Source organism: Brenneria nigrifluens DSM 30175 = ATCC 13028, assembly GCF_005484965.1.
GTDB lineage: Bacteria > Pseudomonadota > Gammaproteobacteria > Enterobacterales > Enterobacteriaceae > Brenneria > Brenneria nigrifluens.
In genome coordinates this window covers 3149478-3176053 of sequence record NZ_CP034036.1, presented here as the reverse complement: position 1 = coordinate 3176053, position 26576 = coordinate 3149478, and the positions used below count along the sequence as shown (strand labels likewise).

Here is a 26576-nt window from a genome sequence, read left to right as displayed (position 1 = left end):
TTAAATTATTTTGTTATATCTCAGACGATAAAGTTTTATTGGCGCGGTATTATTTCTTATACAGTGAGCTCCGTTACGCGGATTACTCACTTCTATAAGTGTATGCTCGACGTATGACGAGTATAAATGTCAGGTGATCAATGACTGAAAAATTGATTCGAATTGAAGGGCTATATAAAGTTTTTGGCTCCGGAGCATATAAAGCGATTCCTTATTTACAGGCGGGAATGGACGCCGAGGAATTATTATCCGCGCACGGTTGTTCGGTGGCGTTAAATAATGTTTCGCTGCATATCGCCCAGGGAGAAATATTCGTTATCGTCGGATTGTCAGGGTCGGGTAAATCAACCTTATTGCGTACGCTCAATCGGTTAATCGAACCGACGGCGGGCGAGATCTTTTTTAAAGATACCGCGCTTTCCGCTTTATCGGCGACGGAATTAATCGATCTTCGCCGTCGTTCCATGAGTATGGTCTTTCAGTCATTCGCCTTATTGCCGCGGCGCAACGTACTGGATAACGTGGCGTTCGGCCTGGAACTGTCGGGGGTAAAGGCCGTCGCCAGATATCAGGCGGCCCTGGCGGCGCTGGAACAGGTGGGGCTGGCGCAGGTCGCCCGGCATATGCCGCACCAACTCTCCGGCGGCATGCAGCAGCGCGTCGGGCTGGCGCGGGCGCTGCTGGTTAATCCGACCCTATTGCTCATGGACGAAGCCTTTTCCGCGCTGGACCCGATTAACCGCCGGGAAATGCAGGGCCTGCTGCTGCGGTTACAGGCGGAGCAGCGGCGCACCATCGTCTTTGTCACCCATGATATCGAGGAAGCGCTGCGCATCGGCAACCGGATTGCGATTATGGAACACGGGCGTCTGGTGCAGATAGGCACCGCCGAACAGCTGGTTAATGCCCCGGCCAACGCCTATGTGCAACGCTTTTTCTCCGGGATTGATACCTCCCGCTATGTGCTGGCGGAAAGCTATGCCGATATTTACCCCGCAACACCCGCGCCGGGAGGATCTACTCATGGCTGAACCGCTAAATTTCAGCAGTCAGATTGACGACGCGGTGCGCTATCTGCTGAGCCAGCACGGCGAGATATTCGAATTTATCGCCGCGCTGCTTGACGGCGTCGCCGGCGGACTGGAACAAGGGTTGCTGCTGCTTTCCCCCTGGGGGCTGGTGCTGCTGGCGGTGGCGTTAAGCTGGTGGCGGCTGGGCTGGGGATTCGCGCTATTCAGCGCGGCCGCGACGCTGTATATCGTCTACAGCGGCTATGCGCAGCACGCGGCGATAACCCTGGGCCTGACCCTGTCGGCGACGTTTTTCAGCCTGTTGGCCGGTATTCCGCTGGGCATTCTGATCGCCCGCCATCGGCGCATCGGCATGGTGGTGCGGCCGCTGCTGGATTTTATGCAGACCATGCCGGCGTTTGTGTACCTGATCCCGGCGACCATTCTGTTCGGCCTCGGCAGGCCACCGGGCATTTTCGCCACGGTACTGTTTTCGATGCCGCCGGTGGTGCGCTTAACCGACCTGGGGATCCGTCAGGTGGATAAAATGCTGATAGAGGCCGGGCTGGCGTTTGGCTGTACCCCGCGTCAGCTGCTGCTGAAAGTGCAGTTGCCCAATGCGTTGCCGTCGATTATGGCGGGGGTGAACCAGACCATCATGATGGCGATGTCGATGGTGATTATCGCCTCGATGGTCGGCGCCGGGGGGCTGGGCAACGATATCCTGACCAGCATTCAGCAACTGGACGTCGGGCAGGGATTGCAGAGCGGTTTTGTGGTGGTGCTGATGGCGATTCTGCTGGATCGCCTGTCCGCCAGCCTTTGCCGCCAGCCGCCGACCAGGGAGTGAGCGCCGTGCGGATTGGTTATTTCCTTCAGATATAAAAATAGCATTCAATATTATTATTAAACGTTATGCATTTGGTTTAATAGTTGACGCCAAGGCGGCCGGTTCCTGCGGTATCTTCAGGGAGAAACTATAGTGAGATCCAAAATACGACTGGCTTCTCTGGCGGTGCTGGGCGGGGTCGTCAGCACCCAGGCCGGCGCCACCAACGGCTATTTTATGCATGGCTACGGCATCAAGGCTCAGGGGCAGGCGGGGGTCAGCATCGCCCAGCCGCAGGATGCCCTGGCGGCGGCCAACAACCCGGCCGGCACGGTGTGGATCGGCGATCGTCTGGATATCGGCGCTACCCTGTTCGCCCCGGATCGCAGCGCCGAGATCGAAGGGAATGCGGCGGGCGCCAACGGCCGCTACGACGGCAGCGAGAGAAAGTATTTTCTGCTGCCGGAGATCGGCTATAGCAAGCAACTGAACGATCGCCTGGGCGTCGGCGTCGCCGTGTACGGCAACGGCGGCATGAATACCGACTATAAAGAGAATCCCTACGCCGCCTTTGGCGGCAACGGCAGCGCGGGCGTTAATCTGAGCCAGCTGTTTATTACCCCCTCGCTGGCCTACAAGTTTACCGAACGGCACTCTTTCGGCGTCGGCCTGAATTACGTCTATCAGCGCTTCTCCGCCAAGGGATTGAACGCGTTTTCCGGTTTTTCCAGCGATGGCGGCAACTTCAACCATCGCGGCAACGACACCTCTACCGGCTGGGGCCTGCGCCTGGGCTGGCAGGGCCGGTTGACCGACGACCTGACGCTAGGGCTGACCTGGTCTTCGAAGATCAAGGCCGAGGAGTTCGACCGCTATGCCGGGCTGTTTGCCGATGGCGGCAGTTTCGACATTCCGGAAAACTACGGCGTGGGGCTGGCGTACAAGGTGACGCCGGCGCTGACGGTGTCCGCCGACGCGCAGGAGATCAAATACGGCAGCGTGCGTTCCATCGCCAATGAGTTCGACGTTCAGTCGGTATTCGCCGGCGATAATTTCGGTTCGAAGAACGGCCCCGGTTTCGGCTGGCGGGACGTGACGGTCTATAAGCTGGCCGTCAGCTATGCGCTGAGTCCGCAACTGACGCTGCGCGGCGGTTTCAGCCATGCCGATCAGCCGGTGCAAAAGAGCCAGACCTTTCTCAATGTTCTTGCCCCGGGGGTAATTCGCAACCACCTGAGCGTCGGCCTGACGTGGGCGCCTTCGCCTGACGGCGAGTTGAGCCTGGCCTATACCCACGGTTTCAAGGAGACCGTCAACGGTAATGGTTCCATTCCGGCGGCCTTTGGCGGCGGCGAAGCCAACGTGAAGATGAGCCAGGATATTCTCGGCATCGCCTACGCCTGGAAGTTCTAGCGGCGGCGGTAAAAAAAATCAAGCTATCACCCTGCCTGGTTGGCGGCGATAAATGCGGCGACGTTCATCACGTTTGCCGGGGAACGGCGCTGCGCGATTTGTTCGGCCATATAGGTCATATAGGGCGCGACGTGTTGAAAAAAGGTCTTGTAACCGCTGCACAAATAATTTTGCCGCTGGTTACCGAGAGGGATGATTCGGTGCTTCGGACATCCTCCCTGGCATACGAAACGATATTCGCAGCGCTGGCACTTCGGTGATGATGGCGTTTTCCGGCGGCTGAACTTTTTTTGCCGTTTACCGTAGGCCAGCGTCGATAACGGCGTGGTCATAATGTTACCCAGACAATGTTCCGGGGTGACGAAATGATCGCAGCTATAAATATCGCCGTTTTGTTCAATGATTAATGCTCTGCCGCAGGTGGGTTGCATGACGCAGAGGCTGGGCGTTTCACCGGCCCATGCCGCTAATGTGTTATCGAATAGTTGTACGAATATCCGGCCGACATCCTGTCGTACCCATTGGTCAAACACGCTAATCATAAACTTACCGTAGGCGTCCCCGTTCACCGACCAGGGCGTGACGGTTTCACCCCGGCCGTTTTGCCGGCATATCAGTTCGCCGAATTGCCGCTCGGCGCCGGCCGCCGCCGCGGGTTCGACGATGGGAATAAACTGCACGTGCGGGCATGCCAGTTCGCGGGTCAGAAAGTGGTATACCTCGCGGGGATATTTGACGGTCTCGCTGTTTACCACGGCGAGCAAATTGAACTCGACCTCATATTTCCTTAAACGCTCGATACCGTCAATCACTTGCCGGAAAACGGACTGGCCGCTGTTGCTCTTGCGGAACCGGTCGTGCAATGACCGGGGACCATCCACGGATATCCCCACCAGAAAGCGGTTTTCGGCGAGAAAAGCCGCCCATGCGTCATTAAGCAGCACGCCGTTGGTTTGCAGACTGTTATGGATGCGTTTGCCCTTGCCATACTGGTTCTGCAAAGCCAGAACCCGGCGGTAAAAGTCCAGCCCCGCCAGAGTGGGCTCGCCGCCCTGCCAGGCGAACATGACCTCTTCGGTCGGCCAGTTCTCGATATATTGCTTGATATACTGGCGCAACACCGCGTCATCCATATGCCGTTTAGGGGACGGGCTTTGCAGGACATCTTTCCCTTTGGGCAGATAAAAACAGTACTCGCAGGACAGATTGCACTGAAAGCTGGTCGGTTTGGCCATCAGGTGAAAAGGTTTCTTCATGTTAGCGCCGTCCTGGGGAAAGCGGATCGTAAATGGACCTCATCGTGGCATTCTGCGGGAATAACGCTTTTATCCATGCGGATAAGCTTGATATTGGTCTGGCCGATGACGCCGAGAATGCGTGACTTCCAGATTTCAGGCAGAGATAGGGCTTCAAGGTGTAGGGATTTTGCGTGCAAGGGGGAGCTCTGCTCGAATCATGCCGGATGCGTAATATAAAAAATTTCCCGGCGTCATCCAAACACGTAAAACGGCATTAGATAGTATGGCTGTGGGATTGCCAGAGGGGGTAACGATGCCGGATCCGTCCCCTCCCCCTGAGATCGTCTCTTCTGATAAATAGTGACTAAGAGACTGTCAGAGTAGGGGAGGGACGGCGCCGACGCGCGCCGACCGTCTTATTCCAGCGGCACGAATTGCAGACTGGACAGCGGCTGCACCTTCTCTTCACGCACCATCTTGTAATCGGTATCCGGTCCAATCCAGCGGTTCCAGATTTGATCGATTTCGCCGGAGTCGTCCATGGTTTTAAGGCTGCTATTGACCTGCGCCAGCAGCGCCGGCTCGCCCAGTTTTAAACCGACGGCCACCGGCTCCAGCGCCATCGGTTCTTTGACGATGGCCAGATCGATCCCCTCTTTTTTCGCCTGCATAACCAGCTTGGCGGCGGTCATATTGTTGGTGACGAAGCCGACGGACTTATTCTGTTGCAGGGCCAGATAGGCGGAGGCGGTGTCCTGAAAGGTGACCGGTCTGGCGTCCGCCATGCGGATGGACTGCTCCGACGTCGAGCCCTTGGTGGCGCTGATGCGTTTGCCTTTAAAGTCCGCCGGGGTTTTTTCCGCGTTGGGGCTTTTGACCACCAGTACCTCTTTGGCGATGTAGTAGGGGTCGCTGAACTGAATTTGCGTCGCGCGCGTCTTGGTATACGCCAGATTGGCGATCAGCACGTCGACCCGGCCGGTGGTGAGGACGGCGATGCGGGCTTCGACGGAAACCGGCATCAGGTTGAGCTTCAGCCCCATCTGCTTGGCCAGCGCGCCGCACAGATCCACATCCATGCCCACCAACTGACGGGTTTGCGGATCGGGTGCGGAAAAGGGCGGTACGTCGGAGTAAACCCCGCAGTTCAGCGTGCCGCGGGTTTGAATATCCGCCAGACTATCGGCCCGCGACGGCAGGGCGGCCAACATCAAGGGTACTGCCAGCATGACCACACTCAATTTATTGACGTTTTTCATAGCATTTTGCTCCGGTAGCTAAAACAGGCGGTAGAGTTAGTGTTGACGCAGGTCGGCCAGAAAACGCTGCGCCCGGGGGTGTTGCGGCCGGGTAAAGAACTGTTCCGGCGGCGCTTTTTCCAATATTTTCCCGGCATCCATAAACCAGACGGTGTCGGCGACGTCGCGGGCGAAGTGCATTTCATGGGTGACGCACATCATCGTCATCCCGTCTTGCGCCAGATCGCGCATCACGCTTAACACTTCGCCGACCATCTCCGGGTCCAGCGCGCTGGTCGGTTCGTCAAACAGCATCACCGGCGGCTTCATCGCCAGCGCTCTGGCGATGGCCACGCGCTGTTGCTGGCCGCCGGAGAGATGGGCCGGATAGGCGTCGGCCTTATGCTCAAGACCGACGCGCTCCAGCAGTTCCAGCGCCTGCTTGCGTACCTCCGCGCGCTTCAGCCCCAGCACTTTTACCGGCGACAGCATGATGTTCTCCAGCACCGTAATATGCGGAAACAGGTTGAAGCTTTGGAAAACGAAGCCGATGCGGGTACGTAGTTGGTTAAGGCGCGTACTGGAGCCGTGGATATCGTGGCCGTCGAACAGGATCTGGCCCTCTTCGATAGGTTCCAGGCGGTTAACGGTGCGAATAAGGGTTGATTTTCCGGAGCCGGACGGCCCGCAAACCACCACCACTTCGCCGCTGTTTATTTCCGCGCTCAGGTCCGTCAATGCCTGATAGTCGCCGTACCATTTATTGACCCGGTTAAACATAATCATCGGAATCATGCGGATACTCCTCTCGAATTAAGATTTTGCGGCCGACAGGGCGGCTTTTGCCGCTCCGGTTGGCGACGGCCCCAGACGTTTGCGGGCAATACGCTGTTCCAGACGATTCGCCAGCAGAGTCAGGCTGAAGCAAATCACGTAGTAGCTGAGCGCGACGATGGCGAACACCTCAAACGGCTTGGTAAGCAGCTGGTTATTGACCTGGTTGGCGGCGAACGTCAGTTCCTGGACGTTGATGACGTACCCCAGGGTACTGTTTTTGATGATCGACACCAGCTGGCTGAGCAGGCTGGGCAGCATGTTGTACAGCGCCTGGGGCAGAAGAATCAGGCGCAGGGCCTTAAGGTAGCTCATGCCCATGGCGCGGGAGGCTTCATACTGGCCGGAAGGCAGCGCCTGAATGCCGGCGCGCACGATTTCGGCGATGTAGGCGCTTTCATATACCACCAGGGTGCACAGCATGGTGGTAAACCCGTCGATGTTGCGCCCCAGCAGCAGAGGAACGCAAAAATAGGTCCAGAACACCACCATGACCAGCGGAACGCCGCGCAGTACGTACACCCAGACGGTGGCTGGATAGCGCAGCCAGCGGAACGGGGAGATACGCGCCACGCCCAGCACGACGCCGAGCGGTAAGGCGAACAGCATCGCCAGCAGCGACAGCAGCAGGGTGCAGACAATGCCGCCTAAAGGTCCGCTGGGATATTGGCCGACCAGAAATAGCATCCAGTTTTGCTGAATGATCGAGAAAAAATCGAGCATGGCGTTACCTCGCTAAGGCGCGTTGATAGCGCTGGGCCAGTACCGCCCCGACGCCCATCAGCAGCAGGGAGCATGCCAGGTAGGCAAGGGAAGAGAGCAGGTACGCCTCAAAAGTACGGAAGGTGTAGTTTTCAATTTCACGCGTGACGTAGGTCAATTCCGCCACGCCAATCACCATCGCCAGGCTGGTGTTTTTAAACAGCAATACCGTGTGGTTGATAAGCGCCGGCAGCGCATTGCGCACGCCCTGCGGCAGGATCACCAGCTGCATGGCGCGCAGATACCCCATCCCCAGCGCGCGCGAGGCTTCGGTTTGACCGGCGGGAATGGCGCGCAATCCGCTGCGGATGTCCTCGGAGAAATAGGCCGCCTGGCACAGTCCCAGGGCGATAAGCGAGAAAACGAACTCGGTATTGAAATCGCTCAGCCAGATCTGCAGCGACTCGGGCAACAGGGTCGGAATGGCGAAATACCACATCATCAGCTGGACCAGCGTCGGCACATTGCGGTGATAAGAGACGTAGGCGGCCACCAATGCCGTCGCCAACCGTTTGTTCGCCAGGCGCACCACCACCAGCACCATCGCCAGCGCCATTGCCAGCAGCCAGGAGCCCAGCGCCAGTTGCAGCGTCAGCTTTATGCCCTGTATCAGCATCTCGGCGTATTGCCCGTGCAGGATGACGCCAAAATCAAGCGTGTTGTTCATCGCCGTTCCCTCTCCATTCGCTACCGCGCCCCATCAGCAGGCCGCATCATCCGGGCGCATCGTCGACAGTCCGCCGGGCACCTGTAGGGTCGGGGTCAGTTCAATGTGTCCGATATTGACGGCGACGGGGGCGGCGATGCTGAAGGCGATCGCATCGGCGACGTCCCTGGCCTGCGGCAGTTCAAAACCGTCGATAAAGCGTTTACGCGCCTCCTCGGCGTCGCCCAGCACATTGCCGAAGATGTCGGTGGCCACCCGGCCGGGACAAATTTCGGTGACGCGCACCCGTTTGCCGTAGACATCGATGCGCAGCTGGCGCGACAGCATATGCACCGCGGCTTTGGTGGCGTGGTAAATGGTATTGCCGTTGAAGTTATACACGCCGGCGATGGAGGAGATATTGATGACGTGGCCGCGATCGCGTTCGACCATGCCGGGCACCAGCAGGCGGGTTAAATGCAGCACGGCGCGCAGGTTGACGTCCACCTGGCTATCGATGTTGTCCGCGGCGGAATCCAGCAGGGAACCCGAATGGGAAACGCCGGCGTTATTGACCAGAATATCAATTTCAAGCCCCGCGCACAGCCGGGTCAGGGCGGCGGTGTCGGCGATATCCAGCGCGTGCGGAATGCAGCCGGTGCGTTCGGCCAGCGCCGCCAACTGCTCCCGGCGTCTGGCGACCGCGTGCACCCTGATGCCTTCGCGGCACAAACGTTCGACAATGGCCTCGCCCAGACCGGCGGATGCGCCGGTGACCAATGCGGTTTTATAATCTGAAAATGGCATAGCGTGACTCCCCTGACGTTAACAACCGTTTGCCCGGAGGCAATACGCATAAATGGACTGTAACCAGTAATCGATAGGGGGGGATAAGACATAAAGCTTTTGTGGCAATAGGGCTGTCTTATAGTTTCCCCGCGGTAATAGCTAATGGCGCGAAATCGGTACGATTTTTATCCCCAGCGCCTCTATGTCGCGGCGCAGTTGCCGCGCCAGCGCCAGGGCGCCGGCGGTATCGCCGTGCAGCAGGATAGAGGTGACGGACATGGGCAGGATGTCGCCCTCGATGCTTTCCACCGTTCCCTGCGTCAGCAGACGGATGACCCGTTGGCTAACCTGCGCCACCTCGTGGATCACCGCTCCGGGCAGGCCGCGCCTGACCAGCATGCCGTGGCGGTCGTAGGCGCGATCGGCCAGGAAGGTGGTGGCAACCTTGAAGCCCAGTTGGCGGGCGCTATGCTCAACGGCGTTGCCGGCGGTGGTGCTGATAATCAGGCCGGCGTCGAAGGCTTTTACCGCCTGCAACAGCGGCAGGGCAAGCTGCGGATCTTCGGCGGCCATATTGCCCAGCGCGCCGTGAAAGCTCATATGGGTCATGGGGTAATGGGCCGCGCGGGCGAAGCCCGCCAGCGCCCCCAGTTGATAGGTGACGTAGTGCGCCAGCGTATCCGTATCAATCTGCATGCGGCGGCGGCCGAAACCGAGCAGATCGGGGAAACCGACGTGCGCGCCGAGATCAACCTGGTGCGCCTTGGCCAGGCGAACGCTGTCGGCCATGATGGCGGCGTCGCCGGCATGAAAGCCGCAGGCCACGTTGGCGGAGGAGATTAACGGCATCAGGGCGCGGTCGTCCGCCATGGTGTAATCGCCAAATCCTTCGCCAAGATCGGCGTTCAGATCGATGATGGTCATCGTGTGCTCCTTTATGGTTCCTGAGACAGGGTCATGAGTTCGGTGCCGTACTCCACCACGCAGCCGTCGGCGACGCAGAGCTGCCGCACCGTCCCGCCGGCGCTGCTGCGCACCGGCAGCAGCAGGTGGCCGACGCCGAGCAGCGCGACCAGCTCGCCGGCGGCGACGGTTGCTCCCGGTGCGGCGATGACCTGCCCGTTAAGCGGATGGCTAAACCAGACGATCCCCGGCCTTGGCGCGGCGATCGTCGTGCAAGCGGGCTGCGCCGCCGCCGTTGGCGCGACCTCGGCCGGCCGGGGCGCGTCGCAGCGCATACGTACCCGGCAGCGGCCGTCGACGATTTCAATATCGCGCAGCCCGGACTGACTCATCCTGCTGGCGATCTGGCGTAGTTCAGCGATGGCTAACATCTCGTCACCTCGGTAAATGGGGCATTAATCCGCGTAGCGGCGGTGGCAGTCGATCTGCTCGATCGCTTTTTGCAGATAGGCCTGCTGTTGCCGTTCCGCCTCACGCGCCTGCTGATGGTCTACCTGAAGAAAGCGTATCCGGCCGCCGACGGGAATTTGCCCCAGCAGCCACATGTCGGCGTCAATCACCGTGCCGAATTTGGGATAACCGCCGCTGGGCTGCGCATCGCGCATTTGAACGATCGGCAGACCGTTGTGGGGCACCTGGATCACGCCGGGAATAATGCCGTGCGAGCGCATCTCCAGCGGGACTTTCGCCACCAGCGGCTCGCCCGCCAAACGATAGCCGTAACGATTGCTCTGCGGGGTGATGCGCCATGCCTGACTCCAAAACGCCTGCCGCGACGCGTCGCTGAACGCGCCGTATTCCGCGGCGGGCAGCACGCGGATCATCGGTTCCGGCGTATCCGCCACCCCCAGCGCCAGCCACGGCGGGACGATGCCGAAATCCACCGGTCCGCGCTGCTGCGGGGCCGCGGCGCCGAGCCGGTCGCCGCTTTGCAGGCCGCGCCCCTTGAAACCGCCGAATTCGCCGCGTAGCTGCGTGCTGCGCGAACCCAGCACTTCCGGCACGTCGACGCCGCCGGGCAGATGCAGGTAGGCGCGGGCGGTATTGCTCGATGCGTGCAGCGTCAGGCGCTGCCCTTTGCGCGCCTGAGCGCTCCACCAGAAAGGGAGCGCCGCGTCGTCCAGCATCACCCGGCCGTCATGGCCGGTGACGGCAAAACGGCAGTCGTCGGTAAAGCGCGCCTGGAAGGGGAACAGCGGAATTTCAATCGCCGCGGCGTTGGCGTCGTTGCCCAGCAGGGCGTTGCCCAACCGCAAGGCCAGCGGATCCATCGCTCCCGCGGCGCCGACGCCGTAGTGCAGGCTGCCGCTGCGCCCCAGATCCTGCACGCTGCTGAGCGGGGTGGTTTTTTCAATTACGATCATGCGCGCACCCTCACGGCTTTAAAGGCGATGTTGTCGCCTGGCGACAGAGCGACCGGCGGCTGCGCGTATGCGTTAAAGAAGGTGAAGTCCGTATGACCGATGGTGTTCCAGCCGCTGGGGCCCGCCGAGGCGGAAACGCCGGTTTGCAGCCCGCCGATGGACACGGCGCCGCCGGGAATGCTCAGTAACGGCGTCTGACGGCGCGGCGTGGCGATGGCGGGGTCCATATTGCCGAGATAGCAGTAGCCGGGATGGCTGCCGAGGGCATAGACCGGGTACAGCGGGGCGCAATGGCGGGCGATCACCTCACTGACGCTCAGCCCGGTGTGCTCGGCGACGTCATGCAGATGCGGGCCGAATTCCCCCCCGTACGCCACCGGCAGTTCGATGGTTTTTCCCTGCAAGACCTTGCGTTCATCCCGCAGCCACTGCTTGAGAAGCCGGGTAAACAGCGATTCCGGCTCCGCCGGCGAGTGGCGCAGCACCAGCATCAGATTATTCATGCCGGGAACGGACTCCGCGACCTCCGGCAGATCGTCGGCATAGTCGGCCAGCGCCCAGATGCGCTGCTGGTTTTCCAGCCCTAAAGGGCCCGGCGCTTCAAATAACAGCGTCCTTGTACCCAATAAGCTCAATTGCGGATTATCCCACCGTTGTGCGAGATCCATCGTTACCTCTTATGGCCCTGATAGCGGATGCAGGGCTTTTGCTGAGTGATAGCGGCACTGTAACGTGCCGTTTAACGCTCCACTAAGAGGGTTTCCTTGTGTGGTAATAAGGGAGACTTATTATTCATCGCTAGGCTAGGGCCAGTGGGCGATTATCGGGCGTACGCTGCGCCATCAGCGACAGCAGTATGTTTTTCACCGCCTGCGCCGGCTGGGAAAGGGGCAGATGATCGGACGAGCAGAATGATAGCGGCGCCTGAATATCCGGGTTGATGATTTTCGCCATCCAGGCTCCGGCCGGCGCCAGCATGGCGCGCGCGGCGGATTCCGGCAGCACGGTGGCGCCATGGCCGCTGGCCACCGCCGCCGTCAGGGTGGTGGCGGACTCGATTTCGCACACCACCCGCCCCACCAGGCCGCGCGAAGCAAAGGCCTCATTGACGATTTTGCGCATAAAGTTGTAGGACTGGGGCAGAAACAGATCCTGTTTCGCCACCTGTTCCAGTTCGATGGTATGGCCGGCGGGGATTTCAGGGCCGCTGCTGACCAGATAGAGATCTTCTTTCATCAACGGGATAAACGACAGACCGTGGATATCGCGGTTGCCGTACAACACCGCCATATCCATGCGCCCGCTCATAATCAGTTCGCTCAGCGTGGTGCCGAAGTTTTCGTTGTAATAAAGCAGGATGCCGGGGTGCTGTTGTCTGACCGCCTCAAACAGCGGCAGGGCCAGATTGGTCGCCGCCGTGCCGGGCGCCAGCCCCACGGACACCGTGCCGGAGAGCTGCAATGCGGAGCCGTCGATGGCGTTTTGCGCCCGTTCGCACTGCCGCAGGATCGCCTGGGCGTGGGTATAGAGGATCTTGCCGGCATCGGTGGGCGTGACGCCGCGTTTGGTGCGGATCAGCAACTGCTGCTTCACTTCGCTTTCCAGCGTGGCGAGCTGCTGGCTTAACGCCGGCTGGGCAATATGCAGAATGTCAGCAGCCTGAGTTAAACTGCCGATATCGACAATTTTCACAAAATACTTAAGTCGCCTGAGATTCATGGTGATCGCCCTCGTTATAAAAGACCTTATCCACGCTCAAGCAATCCTTAAGCCAATTTTTGTTACGCCGCGTCATGGTTTTATTTAACCTATTGTAAATAAATAGTTATTAATTATTTCGACAGCCGGATAAACGGCCGTGCGGCGCCGGCCGACTCTCCTTGTGCACGGTGATGATGCATTTATGCTATCGCTGATGCCTATCCATAAGCCAACGCGATTGAACCAGAACAAACTCCTCTTGGCGTGGCGGCGAGTCTCTCCATTACCGTATTTTTCATCCATACGGCATCAGGAGCTCGTTATGAGTGCAATCCACATCGCTTCACGTATTACCCGCATAAAAACCTCGCCCAGCAGCACCGCGGCCGATCGCGCCAACGCATTGCGCCGCGCGGGCAGGTCCATCGTCAACCTGGTGACCGGCGAACCGGATTTCGATACGCCGGAAGTTATCCGCCAGGCGGCCTGTGCGGCGATAGAGCGGGGAGAGACGCGCTATACCCAGAATAACGGCACGCCGGCGCTGCGTCAGGCGATTGCCGATAAGTTCCGGCGGGAAAACCGGCTGCATTTCGCGCCGGACGATATTATCGTCACCTGCGGCGCCAAGAGCGCGATTTTCAACGCGCTGGCCGCGACGCTGGAACCGGGCGACAAGGTATTGATTCCGGCCCCGTTCTGGGTCTCTTATCCCGATATGGTGCTGGCCTGTGACGGCGAACCGCTGATCGTCCCCTGCCAGGAAGAACATGGCTTTAAGCTGACGGCGGAGCAACTGCGCGCCGCCATTACGCCCGATTGCCGCTGGCTGTTGCTGAATTCGCCCGGCAATCCCAGCGGCGCGAGCTATTCCGAGGGCGAGTTGCGGGCGCTGGCGGACGTGTTACTGGATCACCCTACGCTGGCGATCATGACCGATGATATTTACGAGCACATCCGTTTCGACCGCGCCGCGCCCACCCATCTGCTGGCGGTGGAGCCCGCACTGGCCGACCGCACGCTGGTGGTCAACGGCGTGTCGAAAACCTATGCCATGACGGGCTGGCGCATCGGCTACGCCGCGGGGCCGCAGGCGCTGATTAACGCTATGGGAACGCTGCAATCCCAGTCGACCAGCAACGCCTGTTCCGTCAGCCAGGCGGCGGCGCTGGCGGCGCTGGCCAGCGGCAGCGAATTTATTGAGCGCAGCCGGGAAATCTATCGCCAGCGGCGCGACCGGATGGCGGCGGCCGTCAATGACATTCCCGGTCTGAGCTGCCGGTTGCCGGACGGCGCTTTTTATCTTTATGTCAACTGCGCGGGCATTCTGGGGCGTCGGACGCCGCAGGGCGAAACCCTGACCAGCGATAACGACGTCGTGCTCTACCTGCTGGAGAGCGAAGGGGTGGCCGTGGTGGCCGGTGCGGCGTACGGCATTTCACCGTACTTCCGCCTGTCCATCGCCACGGATATCGATACGCTGCTTGAAGGCGCCAAACGTATGGCGCGCGCGGTCGCGCAGCTGCGGTGAACCAGGCGACGGAAACCGCGGGGAGCGCGATGACGGGCCAAACATCGCCGCCCGCGCCGTTAAGTTTTCGCCGCGCTTTGCTGGCCATGCTGGGACTGTCGCTCACGCTGATGCTCTCGGCGCTCGATCAGACCGTTATCGGCAACACCATGCCCTATATCGTGGCCGATCTCGGCGGCTTCGATCTCTATGCCTGGCTGGCGACCGGCTATTTACTGACCTCCATCGTCACGGTGCCGATTTTCGGCCGGCTGGGGGATTACTTCGGGCGTAAATATTTCGTGGTGGCCGCCACGCTGCTATTTACCCTCTCCTCGCTGCTGTGCGCCCAGGCCGGCAGCATGCTGATGCTGGTGGTCTGGCGGGCTTTGCAGGGCGTCGGCGGCGGCATGCTGATCGGCACGGCGTTTGCCTGTATCCCGGAACTTTTCCCCGATATGCGCCGCCGGCTGCGCTGGCAAATTCTGCTCAGTACCGCGTTCAGCATCGTCAATGCGCTGGGGCCGACGCTGGGCGGGGTGCTGACCGAACACTACGGCTGGCGGGCGGTATTCTATCTGAACGTGCCCTGCGGCCTGGCGGCGTTGGCCATTTCCTGGCGCTATCTGCCTTATTTCAAGCCGTTGCAACGGCAGGGAATTCGTCTTGACTGGCTGGGGGCGCTGTTGGTCATGACGCTGCTCGGCTGTCTGCAACTGGGCGTCACCGGTTTGTCGACGCGGATGAATACGCCGGGGGTTATCGCCTTGCTGTCGGCCTCGGCCCTTGCTCTGCCGGCGCTGATCGAACAGCAAAAGCGCGCCGTATCGCCGTTGCTGCCTCCCGCCCTATTTGCCCCGGGTACGCTGCGGCAACTGTTTATCCTATCGACGCTGGCGGGCGGCGTGATGTTCACCTTGCTCTACTTTACGCCGCTGCTGTTCCAGGGGGGCTATGGCTATTCCGCGCAGCAGGCGGCTTTATTGCTCACCCCGATGGGGGTAAGCATAACTCTCGGCGCCATTATCAACGGACGCATCGTCACCCGGCTGCGCAACCCGGTGCTGTTGCCGACGTGCGGGTTCCTGCTGCTCGCCGCCGCCTGCCTGGGGCTGGCGCTCTGCGGCGCGGAGGGCGGTTTCCGCCGCTTGCTGCTGCTGATGCTGATGGCCGGAGCGGGACTGGGCTTTATTTTGCTTAACCTGACCATTTTTACCCAAACGCTGGCGCCGGGCGAGCATCTGGGGATCGCCACCGCACTGCTGCAATCATTTCGTCTGGTCGGCGGGCTGCTCGGCACGGCGGCGACCAGTTTGTTGTTCAATACGCTTTATCATGCGCTATTACGGCGTACCACGAGCGAAAGCGCCTGGCAGCACTGGGCGGACCCCGGAAAACTGCTTGGGACGACGGCGCAGGAGCGCGCGGGGGAGATGATGGCGGCCCGCAATGCGTTGATCAACGCCGTTGACGTCGGCCTGGCGGTGTGCGCGCTCATTGCGTTGATTGCCGCGGGCATTACCTGGCGCTTATCCAATATCGTATTGGTTTCGCCGCCGGGTGCGCGGGCGGCCTGACGCGCGCCGCCTGGCGCGGCGGCGGCCTTGGGGGCATTATCAGATAAATCAGAAGTTATATGACGCGCTTAGCGAGAAGTTACGCGGTTCGCCGTAAACTCCATAGGTACCCAGGTAGCTGTAATACTCTTTGTCGAATAGGTTATTGATGTTGGCCTGTACGGCAAAGTTCTTGGTAACCTGGTAGCGGCTAAACAGATCGATCACGGCACGGCTTCCCTGCTTAATGCGGCGCTCTTCGCTATTGGGACCGGTAACGTCCTGCCAGGTTTTGGTCTGCCAGTTTACCCCGCCGCCTACGGTCAACTCGGGCAGCGTCGGCAACTGGTAACGGGTGAACAGTTTGACCGTTGTTCGAGGCTGATCGGGATTAACCGCCTTGCTTTCTTCGTCGTCGGCAACGTAACGGGTGGCGCCGAAGGTTAACTGCCAGTTGTCGGTCAATGCGCCATTCAGCTCAAATTCAATCCCTTTACTGACGGTGCCGTCAACGGACTTATAAGCGGTCTGCCCACCACTGTCTGGAATATATTGACCTGTCGAAACGGCTACGTTGTCCTGTTCGATGCGGAATACCGCCAGCGAGGAGGTGAGGCGGGTATTAAACCAGTCGGCTTTTACCCCGGTCTCATAGCTCTTGCCGGTGGTCGGATCGAGGAACTCGCTGTTGCTATCGCGCTGGCCGGTAGGATAGAAGATGGAGGTATAGCTGGCGTAAGCGGACCACGTATCGTTAATGTCATACACCAGACCGGCATACGGCGTGATATCGTCAAATTTGACGTTGCGGATTTCCTGCGGTTTGCGCTCAAGGTTATATTTGGCACTCCACTCGGTAAAACGGGCGCCGAGGATTAAGTGCAGCGGATCGGCAAGCGAGATGCGGGTAGCGGCGTAGGCGGATTTCTGATGAATCACGTCGCGGCTATACAACGCCCACGGCGACCATTCTGGATCGGCCAATGATCCGTCGTAGTTGTAGAGGCTGCCTACATCCATCAGGCCGTAGAAGTCGTTGACCGGGAATGAGTTATCGTAATTATTACGTTGACGGCTATAGCTGCCGCCGACCATTAACTGATGCTGACGGCCAAACAGGTCGTAACCGCCGCGCACAAAGGCGTCTACCGAGTCCTGTTTGCGTTCGCCGCGGTTCCAGCCGCCCCATGCACCATGATAATTAGCCTGTGAGAATTCGCCGGTGGTTTTATCGGGATAGCCATCCAGATACATCAGCTTGCTGTCAAAATTGGTTTCCGCATGCATGGCATTGAGGCGGGCTTCCCAGCCGTTGTTAAAGCGATGTACCAAGTTCGCGAAGACTTTGGTGGAGTCTATATTGGAGTAGGCCCAATCGGCGGCGGTATTGTATTCGCGTTTAAAGTCGGTACGGGTGCCATCGCTAAACCAGGTGGGGATTCCGCCCCAGGTCGGGCTGTCCTCCTCACTTTCCTGATAATCGTAACCGACGGATAAGGTGGTCGAATCAGTCAGATCGGCATCGACGATACCGTAGATGAATTTTTTGCGGTAGTGGTTACGCTCCAGCCAGGTGTCGTTATCCTGATAGCCGGCGATCACCCGGCCACGGACATTTCCCGACGCTGTCAACGGCGATTGCAGATCCAGCACATAGCGTTGCTTGTCCCAACTGCCGTAGGTCGCGGTAGCGGAGCCGACAAACTCGCGGCTGTCCGCGTGCTTACGCACCATATTAACGTAGGCGGAAGGGTTGCCGGTGCCGTTCATCAGACCGGCGGCGCCGCGTACCACTTCAATACTGTCATAGATAGCCGTATCCGAGGCGTTATCGCCAAAGTTCCATCGGTTGTCAATGAACGTCGGCAAGTCTTCGTAGGCGTAGTTGCTGATAAAGAAACCGCGCGAGTAAAAATTGGTGCGATTGCTATCGAGTATCGCAGTTGTAATACCGGTGGTATTACTCAGCACTTCACCAAACGAGTTCAGTTGCTGATCCGCTATGCGCTGCTGGCTGATCACGCTGACCGACTGCGGGATATCCCGCGGCACCAAGAGTAGCTTGGTGCCGGTGGTGGTGGTCTTTACGCTGTAATCCTGCTCCTGACTATCAACGGCATCATCCGTTGTCCCTTCAACAATCAGGGTGTCATCGGCATTATTGGTTGCGGCGAAGCTGGTGGCAGGCAGTAATGCCAGAAAAACGCAGGAGGCCGGCAATGACGGCGCTGCGGCAGGCTGGCGTTGCCTGTCCTTAAGACGTTTGGTGAAAGACATCATTTACCCTTTATCAAAAGCTTGGGGAGATTTCAGTACCGATGGGATGCCGACAGTGAAATCATGGGATTTGGTTACCTGACTTATAATTGAGTTTGCAAGTACAAATGAGAAATATACGTATTAAGTTTACGACTGTAAACCGGTGTTTCGGGTGATGTTGAAATCGTATTTTAGATTGAAAGCACAAAGGGGATTGGAGGGGCGGGAGATGGGTGCCAGTTGTTTTATCGCTTCGCCGTTACGTTGTGTCATCGTAAAACGCTTCTGCACCGGTTGAAACCGCGCGTTTTCCCCGTTAGTGCATGACAAACCCATACCACACTGGATTTATCCGCGTTAAGCGTTCCGCCGGTGTAAAAAGCGATATCGATTCCCTGGAGAACCCAACGGTTCTTCAGGGGAAAGGGCGAGGCCGAATGGAAATGATGGCGCGTTACAGGCGGGCCTGGCTATTTGCTCGCCTTGAATGCCTGTTCGATGTCCGACTTCAGATCATCGATATGCTCGATGCCAGCGGAGATCCGCAGCCCGGCGGGCGTTACGCCGGCGGAGATTTGCTGTGCATCGCTCAACTGTTGATGGGTCGTGGCCGAAGGCTGGATAATCAAGGTCTTGGCGTCGCCCACATTCGCCAGATGGGTAATCAGCCGCAGGCTGTTGATAAAACGGCTGGCGCGCTCTTTGCCGCCGCTGATTTCAAAGGACAGTACGCCGCCAAATCCCTTCTTCAGATATTTATGGGCAATGTCGTATGCCGGGCTGGAGGGCAATCCCGGATAATTCACGCTTTCCACTTCCGGATGTTTTTCCAGCCAGCGGGCCAGTTCCAGTGCGTTATCCACATGGCGCTCTACCCGCAGTGAGAGTGTTTCCAGCCCTTGCAATAGCAGGAAGGCATTAAAGGGCGACAGACTGGGGCCGAAATCGCGCAAGCCCTCGACCCTGGCGCGGATAATAAACTGAATATTGCCGAACTCGCTGGCCGGGCCGAAAGCGTCGTTATACACCAGACCATGATAAGCCTCTGATGGCGTTGAGAATTGCGGGTGTTTTCCATTACCCCAGAGATAATTGCCGCCGTCGACGATCACGCCGCCGATGCTGTTGCCATGTCCTCCGATCCATTTGGTGGCCGATTCCACCACCACGTGCGCGCCATGCTCAAGCGGACGAAAGAGATACCCCCCGGCGGCAAAGGTATTATCAACCACCAAAGGTAAATCATATTTTTGCGCCAACTCGGCGAACTGGTCGAAGTCAGGAAAGCCCAGACGCGGATTGCCTATGGTTTCCAGGTAAAGGGCTTTGGTGTTTTCATCAATCAGGCTGGCGAAACTTTCCGCGTCGTCATCTTTGGCAAAGCGGGCTTCTATGCCTAATCGCTTGAATGATAGATTAAATTGGGCATAGGTACCGCCGTACAATGAAGGCGATGTGACGAAATTATCGCCGGCCTGCAGGATATTGTTCAACGCAATAAATTGCGCGGCCTGCCCGGAGGCCACCGCCAGTGCGGCAACACCGCCTTCCAGTGCGGCGATGCGCTTTTCAAAAACGTCGGTGGTGGGATTTTGAATTCGCGTATAGATATTGCCGAATTCCCGTAGCGCAAACCGATCCGCGCCCTGCTGGGCGTTCTCAAAAGCATATGACGTCGTCTGGTAGATAGGCACGGCCCGTGCGCCGGTAGTGGGATCCGGCTCTTGCCCGGCATGAAGTTGCAAGGTTTCAAATTTCAAGGATGCCATAAAATGTTCGCTGTTAACTGGAAGAGTGAGGCAATCAGAACAACATAGGCAGAGGTGTTTGTTAACTGACAAAAAAGAATATTTATTGTTATTTTCGTACTTACTTCGGCATTGGATATCCAGTGGTTTTCAACACAGCATGGCGGCAACGCGGTAATGCCGTTTGGCGACAGGGTAGGTGAGAACGATCCCTACTTTCGGCGGGCTTCCTTTCCAATTACTGATGCGTATCGGCGGCGACCGCTGTTGTTATAAACTGAAACGAATGAAAGATAGCAACAACCGAGGAGAATGGAGATGCCATCACGGCGGGAATTTCTGGTCATGGGCGTTTGTAGCGGAGCACTGATGGCGATCGGCGCTCCTGTTTTTGCCGCAGGCGGCACCCGGAGCGCAACGGCGGCTACCGCCATCACGCAGGTCTTTGGCGATGGCATCCGGCTGACGGGGGTCGCCGTGGAGTACGACGCCGCCATCAAGAGCGCCGAGTTACTTACTACCAGCTTCCAGGTTGCGGGACGGACGGTGACCGGCGTTTTTGCCAGCACATCGGCTAATCCCGCCGACCGTGCGGCGGAGGGGCGCTTCGCCATCATTACGCTATCGCCCGAGGATGAAAATGCTCCGCTCGCCGGCAAAGCGCAGGCGCAAGGCGGAGGACCGGCGTCTTCTCCCGCCGGTGGTAATGGCGCGGGAAAGAGAGGCGGCGGCCCCGGACATGCGGGCGATATACCGGCTTATGACACTGTCTACAAAACCGCCGCGGCCAGCGTCGTTCAGTCCGCAGCCGTTGCGATGACCAACGGCGATGTCATTCCCGCCAGCCGCAAGGCGCTGGCGACGACCCGGGTCGAGAATCCCATCGTCGATGATTTCCGGCAGTTGGCATTCCACGACCCGCAGACCGGCAAGATGCTGCGTTATAATCTGTTCGTGCCGAAAAACCATGCTGCCGGCACCGCCTGTCCGCTGGTGCTGTTTATGCACGATGCCGGCGCGACCAGCGACGTCACGCGCACCACGCTGTATCAGGGGCTGGGCGCGGTGTCCTGGGCGAGTCCCGAAGATCAGGCCCGGCGGCCCTGTTTCGTTTTGGCGCCGCAGTACGCCGAAATCATCGCCGATGACGATTCGAAAACCTCCGCGATGCTGGATACCACCATCAATTTGATCAAGGCGCTTGCGGAGCAATACAACATTGACCGGAACCGGCTCTACGCCACCGGCCAGTCAGGCGGCTGTATGATGTCGATCGCGATGAATATCAAGTACCCGACACTCTTCGCCGCCTCTTTTCTGGTGGCCGGTCAATGGGATCCCGCACGGGTGAAACCGCTCGCCAAACAGAAACTCTGGATCCTGGTATCGCAAGATGACGACAAAGCCTATCCGGGTCAAAACGCCATTACCGCCAATCTGGAAAAGGAAGGGGCGAAAATCAGCCGCGCGGTCTGGGATGGTACTTGGACGCCGCAACAATTCCGCCGCGCTTTTGAGAAGATAGAGGCTGAGAATAGCCCAATCAATTACGTGACTTTCCGCAAAGGCACCGTTATCCCGGCAAATCAGTCAAGCGCCGGAGCCAGCGGGCACCGGAATACCTGGCGCATTGCGTATACCATTGAACCTATCCGCGAATGGATATTCCGGCAGCACAAATAGGCGGGTTATGGTTATCCGCCCGCCGTCGATTCAGGGAGGGGCGTCTTCGAATTAGCGCCCGCAGCTACCTGCGGGTAAACAGATGGGCGATGATGCCGTTGATCGTTTCCACCAGCAGCGCCTTGTCAGAACCGTTTTCCTCGGCCCGCGTATAGGCGCGCGCAGACAGGCCGTTGAAGATGGTGGCTATCATCTCCATACCGATTCTTAGCTGCCTCAGTTGCTCCGCGGTGGCGGCTTTTCCTCTGGCGGCCAACTGTTGGTCGAATTTGGCGCTGATGGTTTTATCCGACAGTTGGAGCAGTCTGGCGATGCCCGGATTACGCGTGGCCTCCGCGGCCATTTCCAGCCACAGCCCGACGAAATCCGCAGAGGTGTGGTGATCGACCATCTTCTTCGTATGGCGGGTCAGGGTGTCGGCCAGATTTTCATCCGGCGGCGAGGCGGCGATATCGTTCACCAGTTCGAGCAGCGAATTTTCCTGCTGCGCTACCAGCGCCTCGACGATCGCTTCCTTATTGGCGAAATGGTAGTAGATGTGTCCGGGACTCATGCCTGCCGCTTTGGAAATCCGGGCGATACTGCAACCATGAAACCCTTCTTCCCTGAAACATTTCGCCGCTGCGTCCAGCACCTGTTTCCGGCGATCCCGATTCTTTTCCCGGATCTCGTTGTCCTCATTGTCTTTCATTTTTCTCTCCCCTGTATTGCGAGGTCTGGTATTGCAAATCTCATTTTAGTATGAATATACTAGAATGAACATTCTAATCGATCGGAGCAACCGCGTGATATCTCTTCGTTCTCGTCTCACCCGGCCGGTTTTACCCGCCTTACTGGCGTTATGGTTGTCAGGATGCGATCGCCCCCAGAATCAGCCAACGGCCGTTATTCCCGAAGTCGGCGTGATTACGCTCGCTGAATCGGATGTGGCGTTCACTACCGAACTGCCCGGCAGAACCACCTCGTATCGCATCGCCGAAATCAGACCGCAGGTCGGCGGTATTCTCCAGCAACGTCTGTTTGACGAGGGCGGTATGATAGAGGCGGGGCAGGTATTGTACCAGATCGATCCCGCGCCTTACCGCGCCACGCTGGCGAAAGCGGAAGCGAGCCTGGAGTCGGCGCGGTTGCTGGCGCAGCGCTACGAACGGCTGGTGCGGAACGGGGCCATCAGTCAGCAGGAGCGGGATGACGCCCGTTCGTCCTGGCTACAGGCGCGGGCGTCGGCGGATTCCGCGCGTATCGATCTCGGCTATACCAAAATCATCGCGCCTATTTCGGGCCGTATCGGCCGTTCGTCGGTGACGCAGGGCGCGTTGCTGACGGCGAACCAAACGGAGGCGCTGGCGACCATCCAGCAGCTCGATCCCATCTATGTGGATATTCCCCAGTCTTCGACGGCGCTTTTGCGCCTACAGGATGAACTGGCCGCCGGCAGTCTGAAACGCAGCGGCGATCGGCAGGCGGAGGTGCGGCTGCTGCTGGACAACGGTATGGAGTATCCCTATGCCGGACGCCTCAAATTCTCCGAGGTGACGGTGAATGAAGGCACGGACTCGGTGATTATCCGCGCCCAGTTTCCCAACCCGGAGGGCCGCCTGTTGCCCGGTATGTTCGTGCGCGCCAGGCTACAGGAGGGGGTGCGTGAACGGGCGCTGCTGGTGCCGCAGCGGGGCATCACGCGTAATACCTCCGGTCAGGCGACTGTCCTGACGGTGGGAGAAGATAACAAAGTGACGCAGAAAGCGGTGACGACGGAACGGGTGGTGGGCAACCAGTGGCTGGTCAGCGCCGGACTGGCGCCCGGCGACCGGGTGATCGTCGACGGCGTGCAGAAGGCGAGGCCCGGCGGTGAAGTCCGGGTCGTGGACGCGGAAACGCCCGCGCCGGCCGGCGTAACCACCGTATCCCAGCCACAGTAAGGAGCCGCCATGTCACGCTTTTTTATCGATCGGCCGGTGTTTGCCTGGGTCATCGCCCTCGTCATCATGCTGGCGGGCGGGCTGTCCATCAATCGTCTTCCCGTCAACCAATATCCGAATATCGCCGCGCCGGCGATAGCCATCATCGGCAGCTATCCCGGCGCCTCTACGGATACCGTGCAGGACACGGTGGTGCAGGTGATCGAACAGCAGTTGAGCGGGCTGGATAACCTGCGCTACCTGAAATCCGAAAGCAATTCGGACGGTTCGTTCACCATTACGGCGACGTTCCATCAGGGCACCGATCCCGACATCGCCCAAGTGCAGGTACAGAACAAGCTCTCTCTGGCGACGCCGATGATCCCCGACGAGGTGCAGTCGCAGGGAATGAGGGTGGTCAAATACCAGGTCAATTTCATGCTGGTCGTCGGGCTGGTATCCACTGACGGACGCATGAACAGTTTCGATCTCGGCGACTACGCGGTGTCGAACCTACAGGATCCGCTGTCGCGCATCAACGGCGTGGGGGACTTTATCGTGCTGGGGTCGCAGTACGCCATGCGCATCTGGATGGATCCGGCCAGGCTCAACGGCTATAACCTGACGCCGCTGGACGTCAGCGGCGCGATACAGGCGCAGAACGTACAGGTTTCCTCCGGGCAACTGGGGGGGCTGCCCACCCAGGACGGCACCCAGCTCAACGCCACCGTCATCGGCAAGACGCGCTTCACCAAAGCGGAGCAGTTTGAAAATATCCTGCTCAAAGTGCAGCCGGACGGTTCGCGGGTGCTGCTCAAAGACGTCGCCCGGGTGGAGTTGGGCGCGGAGAGCTTCTCCATTCAGTCGAAATACGGTGGGGATAAGCCCAGCACCGGTATCGCGCTGCGCCTGGGAACCGGCGCCAACGCGCTTGATACCATCAGCGCGGTGAAGGCCAAGGTGGACGAACTGAAAGCGGGATTCCCGCCCGGCATGGAGGTGGTTTACCCCTACGACAACGCGCCGTTCATCAGCGAGTCCATCGAGAGCGTGGTGCACACGCTGCTGGAGGCCATCGTGCTGGTGTTCCTGGTGATACTGCTGTTCCTGCAAAACTGGCGTGCGACGCTGATCCCCACGATGGCGGTTCCGGTGGTGCTGCTGGGCACTTTCGGCGTGATGGCGGCGTTCGGTTTTAGCATTAATCTCCTCACCATGTTCGGGCTGGTGCTGGCCATCGGCCTGCTGGTGGACGACGCCATCGTGGTGGTGGAAAATGTCGAGCGGCTGATGACGGAGGAGCGTCTCTCTCCGCTGGAGGCCACGCGTAAATCCATGGATCAGATCTCCGGCGCGCTGGTAGGCATTGGGCTGGTGCTGTCGGCGGTATTCGTGCCGATGGCTTTTTTCGGCGGCTCCACCGGGGTGATCTACCGGCAGTTTTCCATCACCATCGTGTCGGCAATGGCGCTGTCCGTGCTGGTGGCGTTGATTTTCACGCCCGTACTGTGCGTATCCCTGCTGCGGCCGGTAGAACACCAACGACAGGCGAATAAAAAAGGCTTCTTCGGCTGGTTCAATCGCAACTTTGATCGCGGCACGTCGCTCTATCGCAACAGCGTGGTGAAAACCCTGAACGCCCCCCGGCGGGCGATGCTGTTCTTTGGCTTGATTATCGCCATCCTGGCGGCGCTGTTTCCCCAGATCCCCACCTCATTCCTGCCGGACGAGGATCAGGGGCAACTCATGGTGCAGGTGCAGATGCCGCCCAATAGCAGCGCCGAGCAGACGCAGAAGGTGTTGACGGATGTCTCCGGCTATTTTCTCGATCGGGAGAAGGATCTGGTCTCCTCCGCGCTGGTCGTTAATGGTTTCAACTTCGCCGGGCGCGGACAAGGGTCGGCGATGGGATTCGTGCAGATGCGGCCCTGGGCCGAACGGGACGGCAGCGTATACGATGTGGCTAACCGGGCGATGGCCCATTTCAGCACTATCAAGCAGGGCAGCGTCATCGCCTTCGTGCCGCCGGCGGTGCCGGAACTGGGGAGCGCTACCGGATTCAACCTGTTCCTGGAGGACCGCGGCGGCAACGGCCACGAGAAGCTGATGCAGGCGCGCAACCAGCTCCTGGCGGAGGCGGCGCGGCATCCCGCTCTGCACATGGTGCGCCCCAACGGCATGAATGACGAACCGCAGTACCGGATACTGATCGACGACGAAAAGGTACAGGCGCTGAAGCTGAGTCTGTCGGACGTCAACAGCACCATGTCCGCCGCCTGGGGATCGAGCTATGTCAACGATTTCAACGATCGCGGCCGCGTCAAGAAGGTCTATATCCAGGGGATTGCCGCGGGACGTATCTCCCCGCAGGATTTCGATAAGTGGTATGTGCGCAACAGCGACGGCGACATGGTGTCGTTTGCTTCTTTCGCCAGCGGTAAATGGGTCTACGGCTCGCCGAAGCTGGAGCGCTACAACGGCCTGCCGGCGATGGAGCTGCTGGGTGAACCGGCGCCGGGCTACAGTTCGGGGGAAGCCATGCAGGCGGTGGAGGATATCGCCGCCAAACTGCCGGACGGTTTCCATATCTCCTGGACCGGGCTTTCCTATGAGGAGCGGCTCTCCGGTTCGCAGGCGCCCGCGCTGTACGCGCTCTCCCTGCTTATCGTTTTTCTGTGTCTGGCGGCGCTGTATGAAAGCTGGAGCATTCCCTTATCCGTCATGCTGGTGGTCCCGCTGGGGGTTATCGGCGCGGTCGCCGCCACCTTGCTGCGCGGCCTGGGCAACGATGTGTTTTTCCAGGTCGGTCTGTTGACCACCATCGGGCTGTCGGCGAAGAACGCCATCCTGATCGTCGAGTTCGCGCGCGATCTGCACGAAAAAACCGGCAAACCGCTGAAAGAGGCGGCTATCGAGGCGGCGCGCGTGCGTCTGCGTCCGATCATCATGACATCGCTGGCGTTCGTTATGGGGGTTATTCCGTTGGCTGTCGCGACCGGCGTCAGTTCCGGCAGCAAGCATGCCATCGGCACCGGGGTGGTGGGCGGCATGCTCACTGCCACCGTGCTGGCGATTTTCTATATCCCGCTGTTCTATGTGCTGGTGGCGGGCTGGTTCAGCCGGAAGAAATAA

22 protein-coding genes are annotated in these 26576 nt (G+C 59.2%); 8 read left to right on the top strand and 14 right to left on the bottom strand.

Annotation, left to right across the window (positions count from 1 at the left end; genetic code table 11):
* Positions 1-140 precede the first annotated feature (140 nt).
* From EH206_RS14795 to EH206_RS14785, 3 genes are all read left to right on the top strand, one after another.
* Complete coding sequence (locus EH206_RS14795; protein WP_009113632.1) at positions 141-1031, top strand: quaternary amine ABC transporter ATP-binding protein; 891 nt, start codon at positions 141-143, stop codon at positions 1029-1031.
* Positions 1024-1860: an ABC transporter permease gene (locus EH206_RS14790; RefSeq protein ID WP_009113631.1), complete on the top strand. Its 837-nt coding sequence runs from the start codon at positions 1024-1026 to the stop codon at positions 1858-1860. The genes EH206_RS14795 and EH206_RS14790 overlap by 8 nt, the downstream gene beginning before the upstream one ends.
* A gap of 132 nt (positions 1861-1992) precedes the next feature.
* Positions 1993-3252, top strand: a complete 1260-nt coding sequence (locus EH206_RS14785; protein WP_009113630.1) for an OmpP1/FadL family transporter — start codon at positions 1993-1995, stop codon at positions 3250-3252.
* Between the two features lie 26 nt (positions 3253-3278).
* On the opposite strand, the gene EH206_RS14780 is transcribed toward EH206_RS14785, so the two are convergent.
* The 11 genes from EH206_RS14780 to nac all read right to left on the bottom strand — a co-directional run bounded on the left by EH206_RS14780 (position 3279) and on the right by nac (position 12805).
* Positions 3279-4508 (bottom strand): anaerobic sulfatase maturase, encoded by a 1230-nt coding sequence (locus tag EH206_RS14780; protein WP_009113629.1) that lies wholly within the window; start codon positions 4506-4508, stop codon positions 3279-3281.
* A 398-nt stretch (positions 4509-4906) separates the two neighbouring features.
* Positions 4907-5749, bottom strand: coding sequence for an ABC transporter substrate-binding protein (locus EH206_RS14775; RefSeq protein WP_009113628.1), 843 nt, complete (start codon positions 5747-5749; stop codon positions 4907-4909).
* A gap of 36 nt (positions 5750-5785) precedes the next feature.
* Positions 5786-6523: an amino acid ABC transporter ATP-binding protein gene (locus EH206_RS14770; RefSeq protein ID WP_009113627.1), complete on the bottom strand. Its 738-nt coding sequence runs from the start codon at positions 6521-6523 to the stop codon at positions 5786-5788.
* An 18-nt stretch (positions 6524-6541) separates the two neighbouring features.
* Positions 6542-7285 (bottom strand): amino acid ABC transporter permease, encoded by a 744-nt coding sequence (locus EH206_RS14765; protein ID WP_009113626.1) that lies wholly within the window; start codon positions 7283-7285, stop codon positions 6542-6544.
* Positions 7286-7289: 4 nt separating this feature from the next.
* Positions 7290-7991 (bottom strand): amino acid ABC transporter permease, encoded by a 702-nt coding sequence (locus EH206_RS14760; RefSeq protein ID WP_009113625.1) that lies wholly within the window; start codon positions 7989-7991, stop codon positions 7290-7292.
* A 33-nt stretch (positions 7992-8024) separates the two neighbouring features.
* Entirely contained in the window at positions 8025-8777 is a 753-nt protein-coding gene (locus EH206_RS14755; RefSeq protein WP_009113624.1) for an SDR family oxidoreductase, read from the bottom strand.
* A gap of 141 nt (positions 8778-8918) precedes the next feature.
* The gene (locus tag EH206_RS14750) at positions 8919-9683 is read right to left on the bottom strand and encodes a LamB/YcsF family protein (protein ID WP_009113623.1); all 765 of its coding nucleotides are present in this window, start codon (positions 9681-9683) and stop codon (positions 8919-8921) included.
* An 11-nt stretch (positions 9684-9694) separates the two neighbouring features.
* Positions 9695-10093 (bottom strand): acetyl-CoA carboxylase biotin carboxyl carrier protein, encoded by a 399-nt coding sequence (locus EH206_RS14745; RefSeq protein ID WP_009113622.1) that lies wholly within the window; start codon positions 10091-10093, stop codon positions 9695-9697.
* Positions 10094-10117: 24 nt separating this feature from the next.
* A complete protein-coding gene (locus tag EH206_RS14740; protein ID WP_009113621.1) occupies positions 10118-11086 on the bottom strand; it encodes a 5-oxoprolinase subunit C family protein in 969 nt (322 codons plus the stop codon).
* A complete protein-coding gene (gene pxpB, locus EH206_RS14735; protein ID WP_009113620.1) occupies positions 11083-11754 on the bottom strand; it encodes a 5-oxoprolinase subunit PxpB in 672 nt (223 codons plus the stop codon). Before pxpB ends, EH206_RS14740 begins: the two co-directional genes overlap by 4 nt.
* 130 nt (positions 11755-11884) lie before the next feature.
* Positions 11885-12805, bottom strand: a complete 921-nt coding sequence (gene nac / locus EH206_RS14730; protein ID WP_009113619.1) for a nitrogen assimilation transcriptional regulator NAC — start codon at positions 12803-12805, stop codon at positions 11885-11887.
* 304 nt (positions 12806-13109) lie between these two features.
* Here nac and EH206_RS14725 point away from each other — a divergent pair, with 304 nt between their 5' ends.
* Together EH206_RS14725 and EH206_RS14720 are read left to right on the top strand one after the other, a co-directional pair.
* Positions 13110-14318 carry an aspartate transaminase gene (locus EH206_RS14725; protein WP_009113618.1) on the top strand — a complete coding sequence of 403 codons (1209 nt, stop codon included), beginning with the start codon at positions 13110-13112 and terminating at the stop codon, positions 14316-14318.
* Positions 14319-14347: 29 nt separating this feature from the next.
* Positions 14348-15874 carry an MFS transporter gene (locus tag EH206_RS14720; RefSeq protein ID WP_040343969.1) on the top strand — a complete coding sequence of 509 codons (1527 nt, stop codon included), beginning with the start codon at positions 14348-14350 and terminating at the stop codon, positions 15872-15874.
* Positions 15875-15922: 48 nt separating this feature from the next.
* On the opposite strand, the gene fhuE is transcribed toward EH206_RS14720, so the two are convergent.
* Positions 15923-18130: a ferric-rhodotorulic acid/ferric-coprogen receptor FhuE gene (fhuE, locus tag EH206_RS14715; protein WP_009113616.1), complete on the bottom strand. Its 2208-nt coding sequence runs from the start codon at positions 18128-18130 to the stop codon at positions 15923-15925.
* A 452-nt stretch (positions 18131-18582) separates the two neighbouring features.
* Positions 18583-19872, bottom strand: coding sequence for an O-acetylhomoserine aminocarboxypropyltransferase/cysteine synthase family protein (locus EH206_RS14710; protein ID WP_198008359.1), 1290 nt, complete (start codon positions 19870-19872; stop codon positions 18583-18585).
* A 306-nt stretch (positions 19873-20178) separates the two neighbouring features.
* Here EH206_RS14710 and EH206_RS14705 point away from each other — a divergent pair, with 306 nt between their 5' ends.
* The gene (locus EH206_RS14705; RefSeq protein ID WP_009113614.1) at positions 20179-21543 is read left to right on the top strand and encodes a carboxylesterase family protein; all 1365 of its coding nucleotides are present in this window, start codon (positions 20179-20181) and stop codon (positions 21541-21543) included.
* 64 nt (positions 21544-21607) lie between these two features.
* On the opposite strand, the gene EH206_RS14700 is transcribed toward EH206_RS14705, so the two are convergent.
* Positions 21608-22234, bottom strand: coding sequence for a TetR/AcrR family transcriptional regulator (locus EH206_RS14700; protein ID WP_009113613.1), 627 nt, complete (start codon positions 22232-22234; stop codon positions 21608-21610).
* Positions 22235-22298: 64 nt separating this feature from the next.
* Here EH206_RS14700 and EH206_RS14695 point away from each other — a divergent pair, with 64 nt between their 5' ends.
* Positions 22299-23465 carry an efflux RND transporter periplasmic adaptor subunit gene (locus EH206_RS14695; protein ID WP_050815610.1) on the top strand — a complete coding sequence of 389 codons (1167 nt, stop codon included), beginning with the start codon at positions 22299-22301 and terminating at the stop codon, positions 23463-23465.
* Between the two features lie 9 nt (positions 23466-23474).
* Positions 23475-26576, top strand: a complete 3102-nt coding sequence (locus EH206_RS14690; protein ID WP_009113611.1) for an efflux RND transporter permease subunit — start codon at positions 23475-23477, stop codon at positions 26574-26576.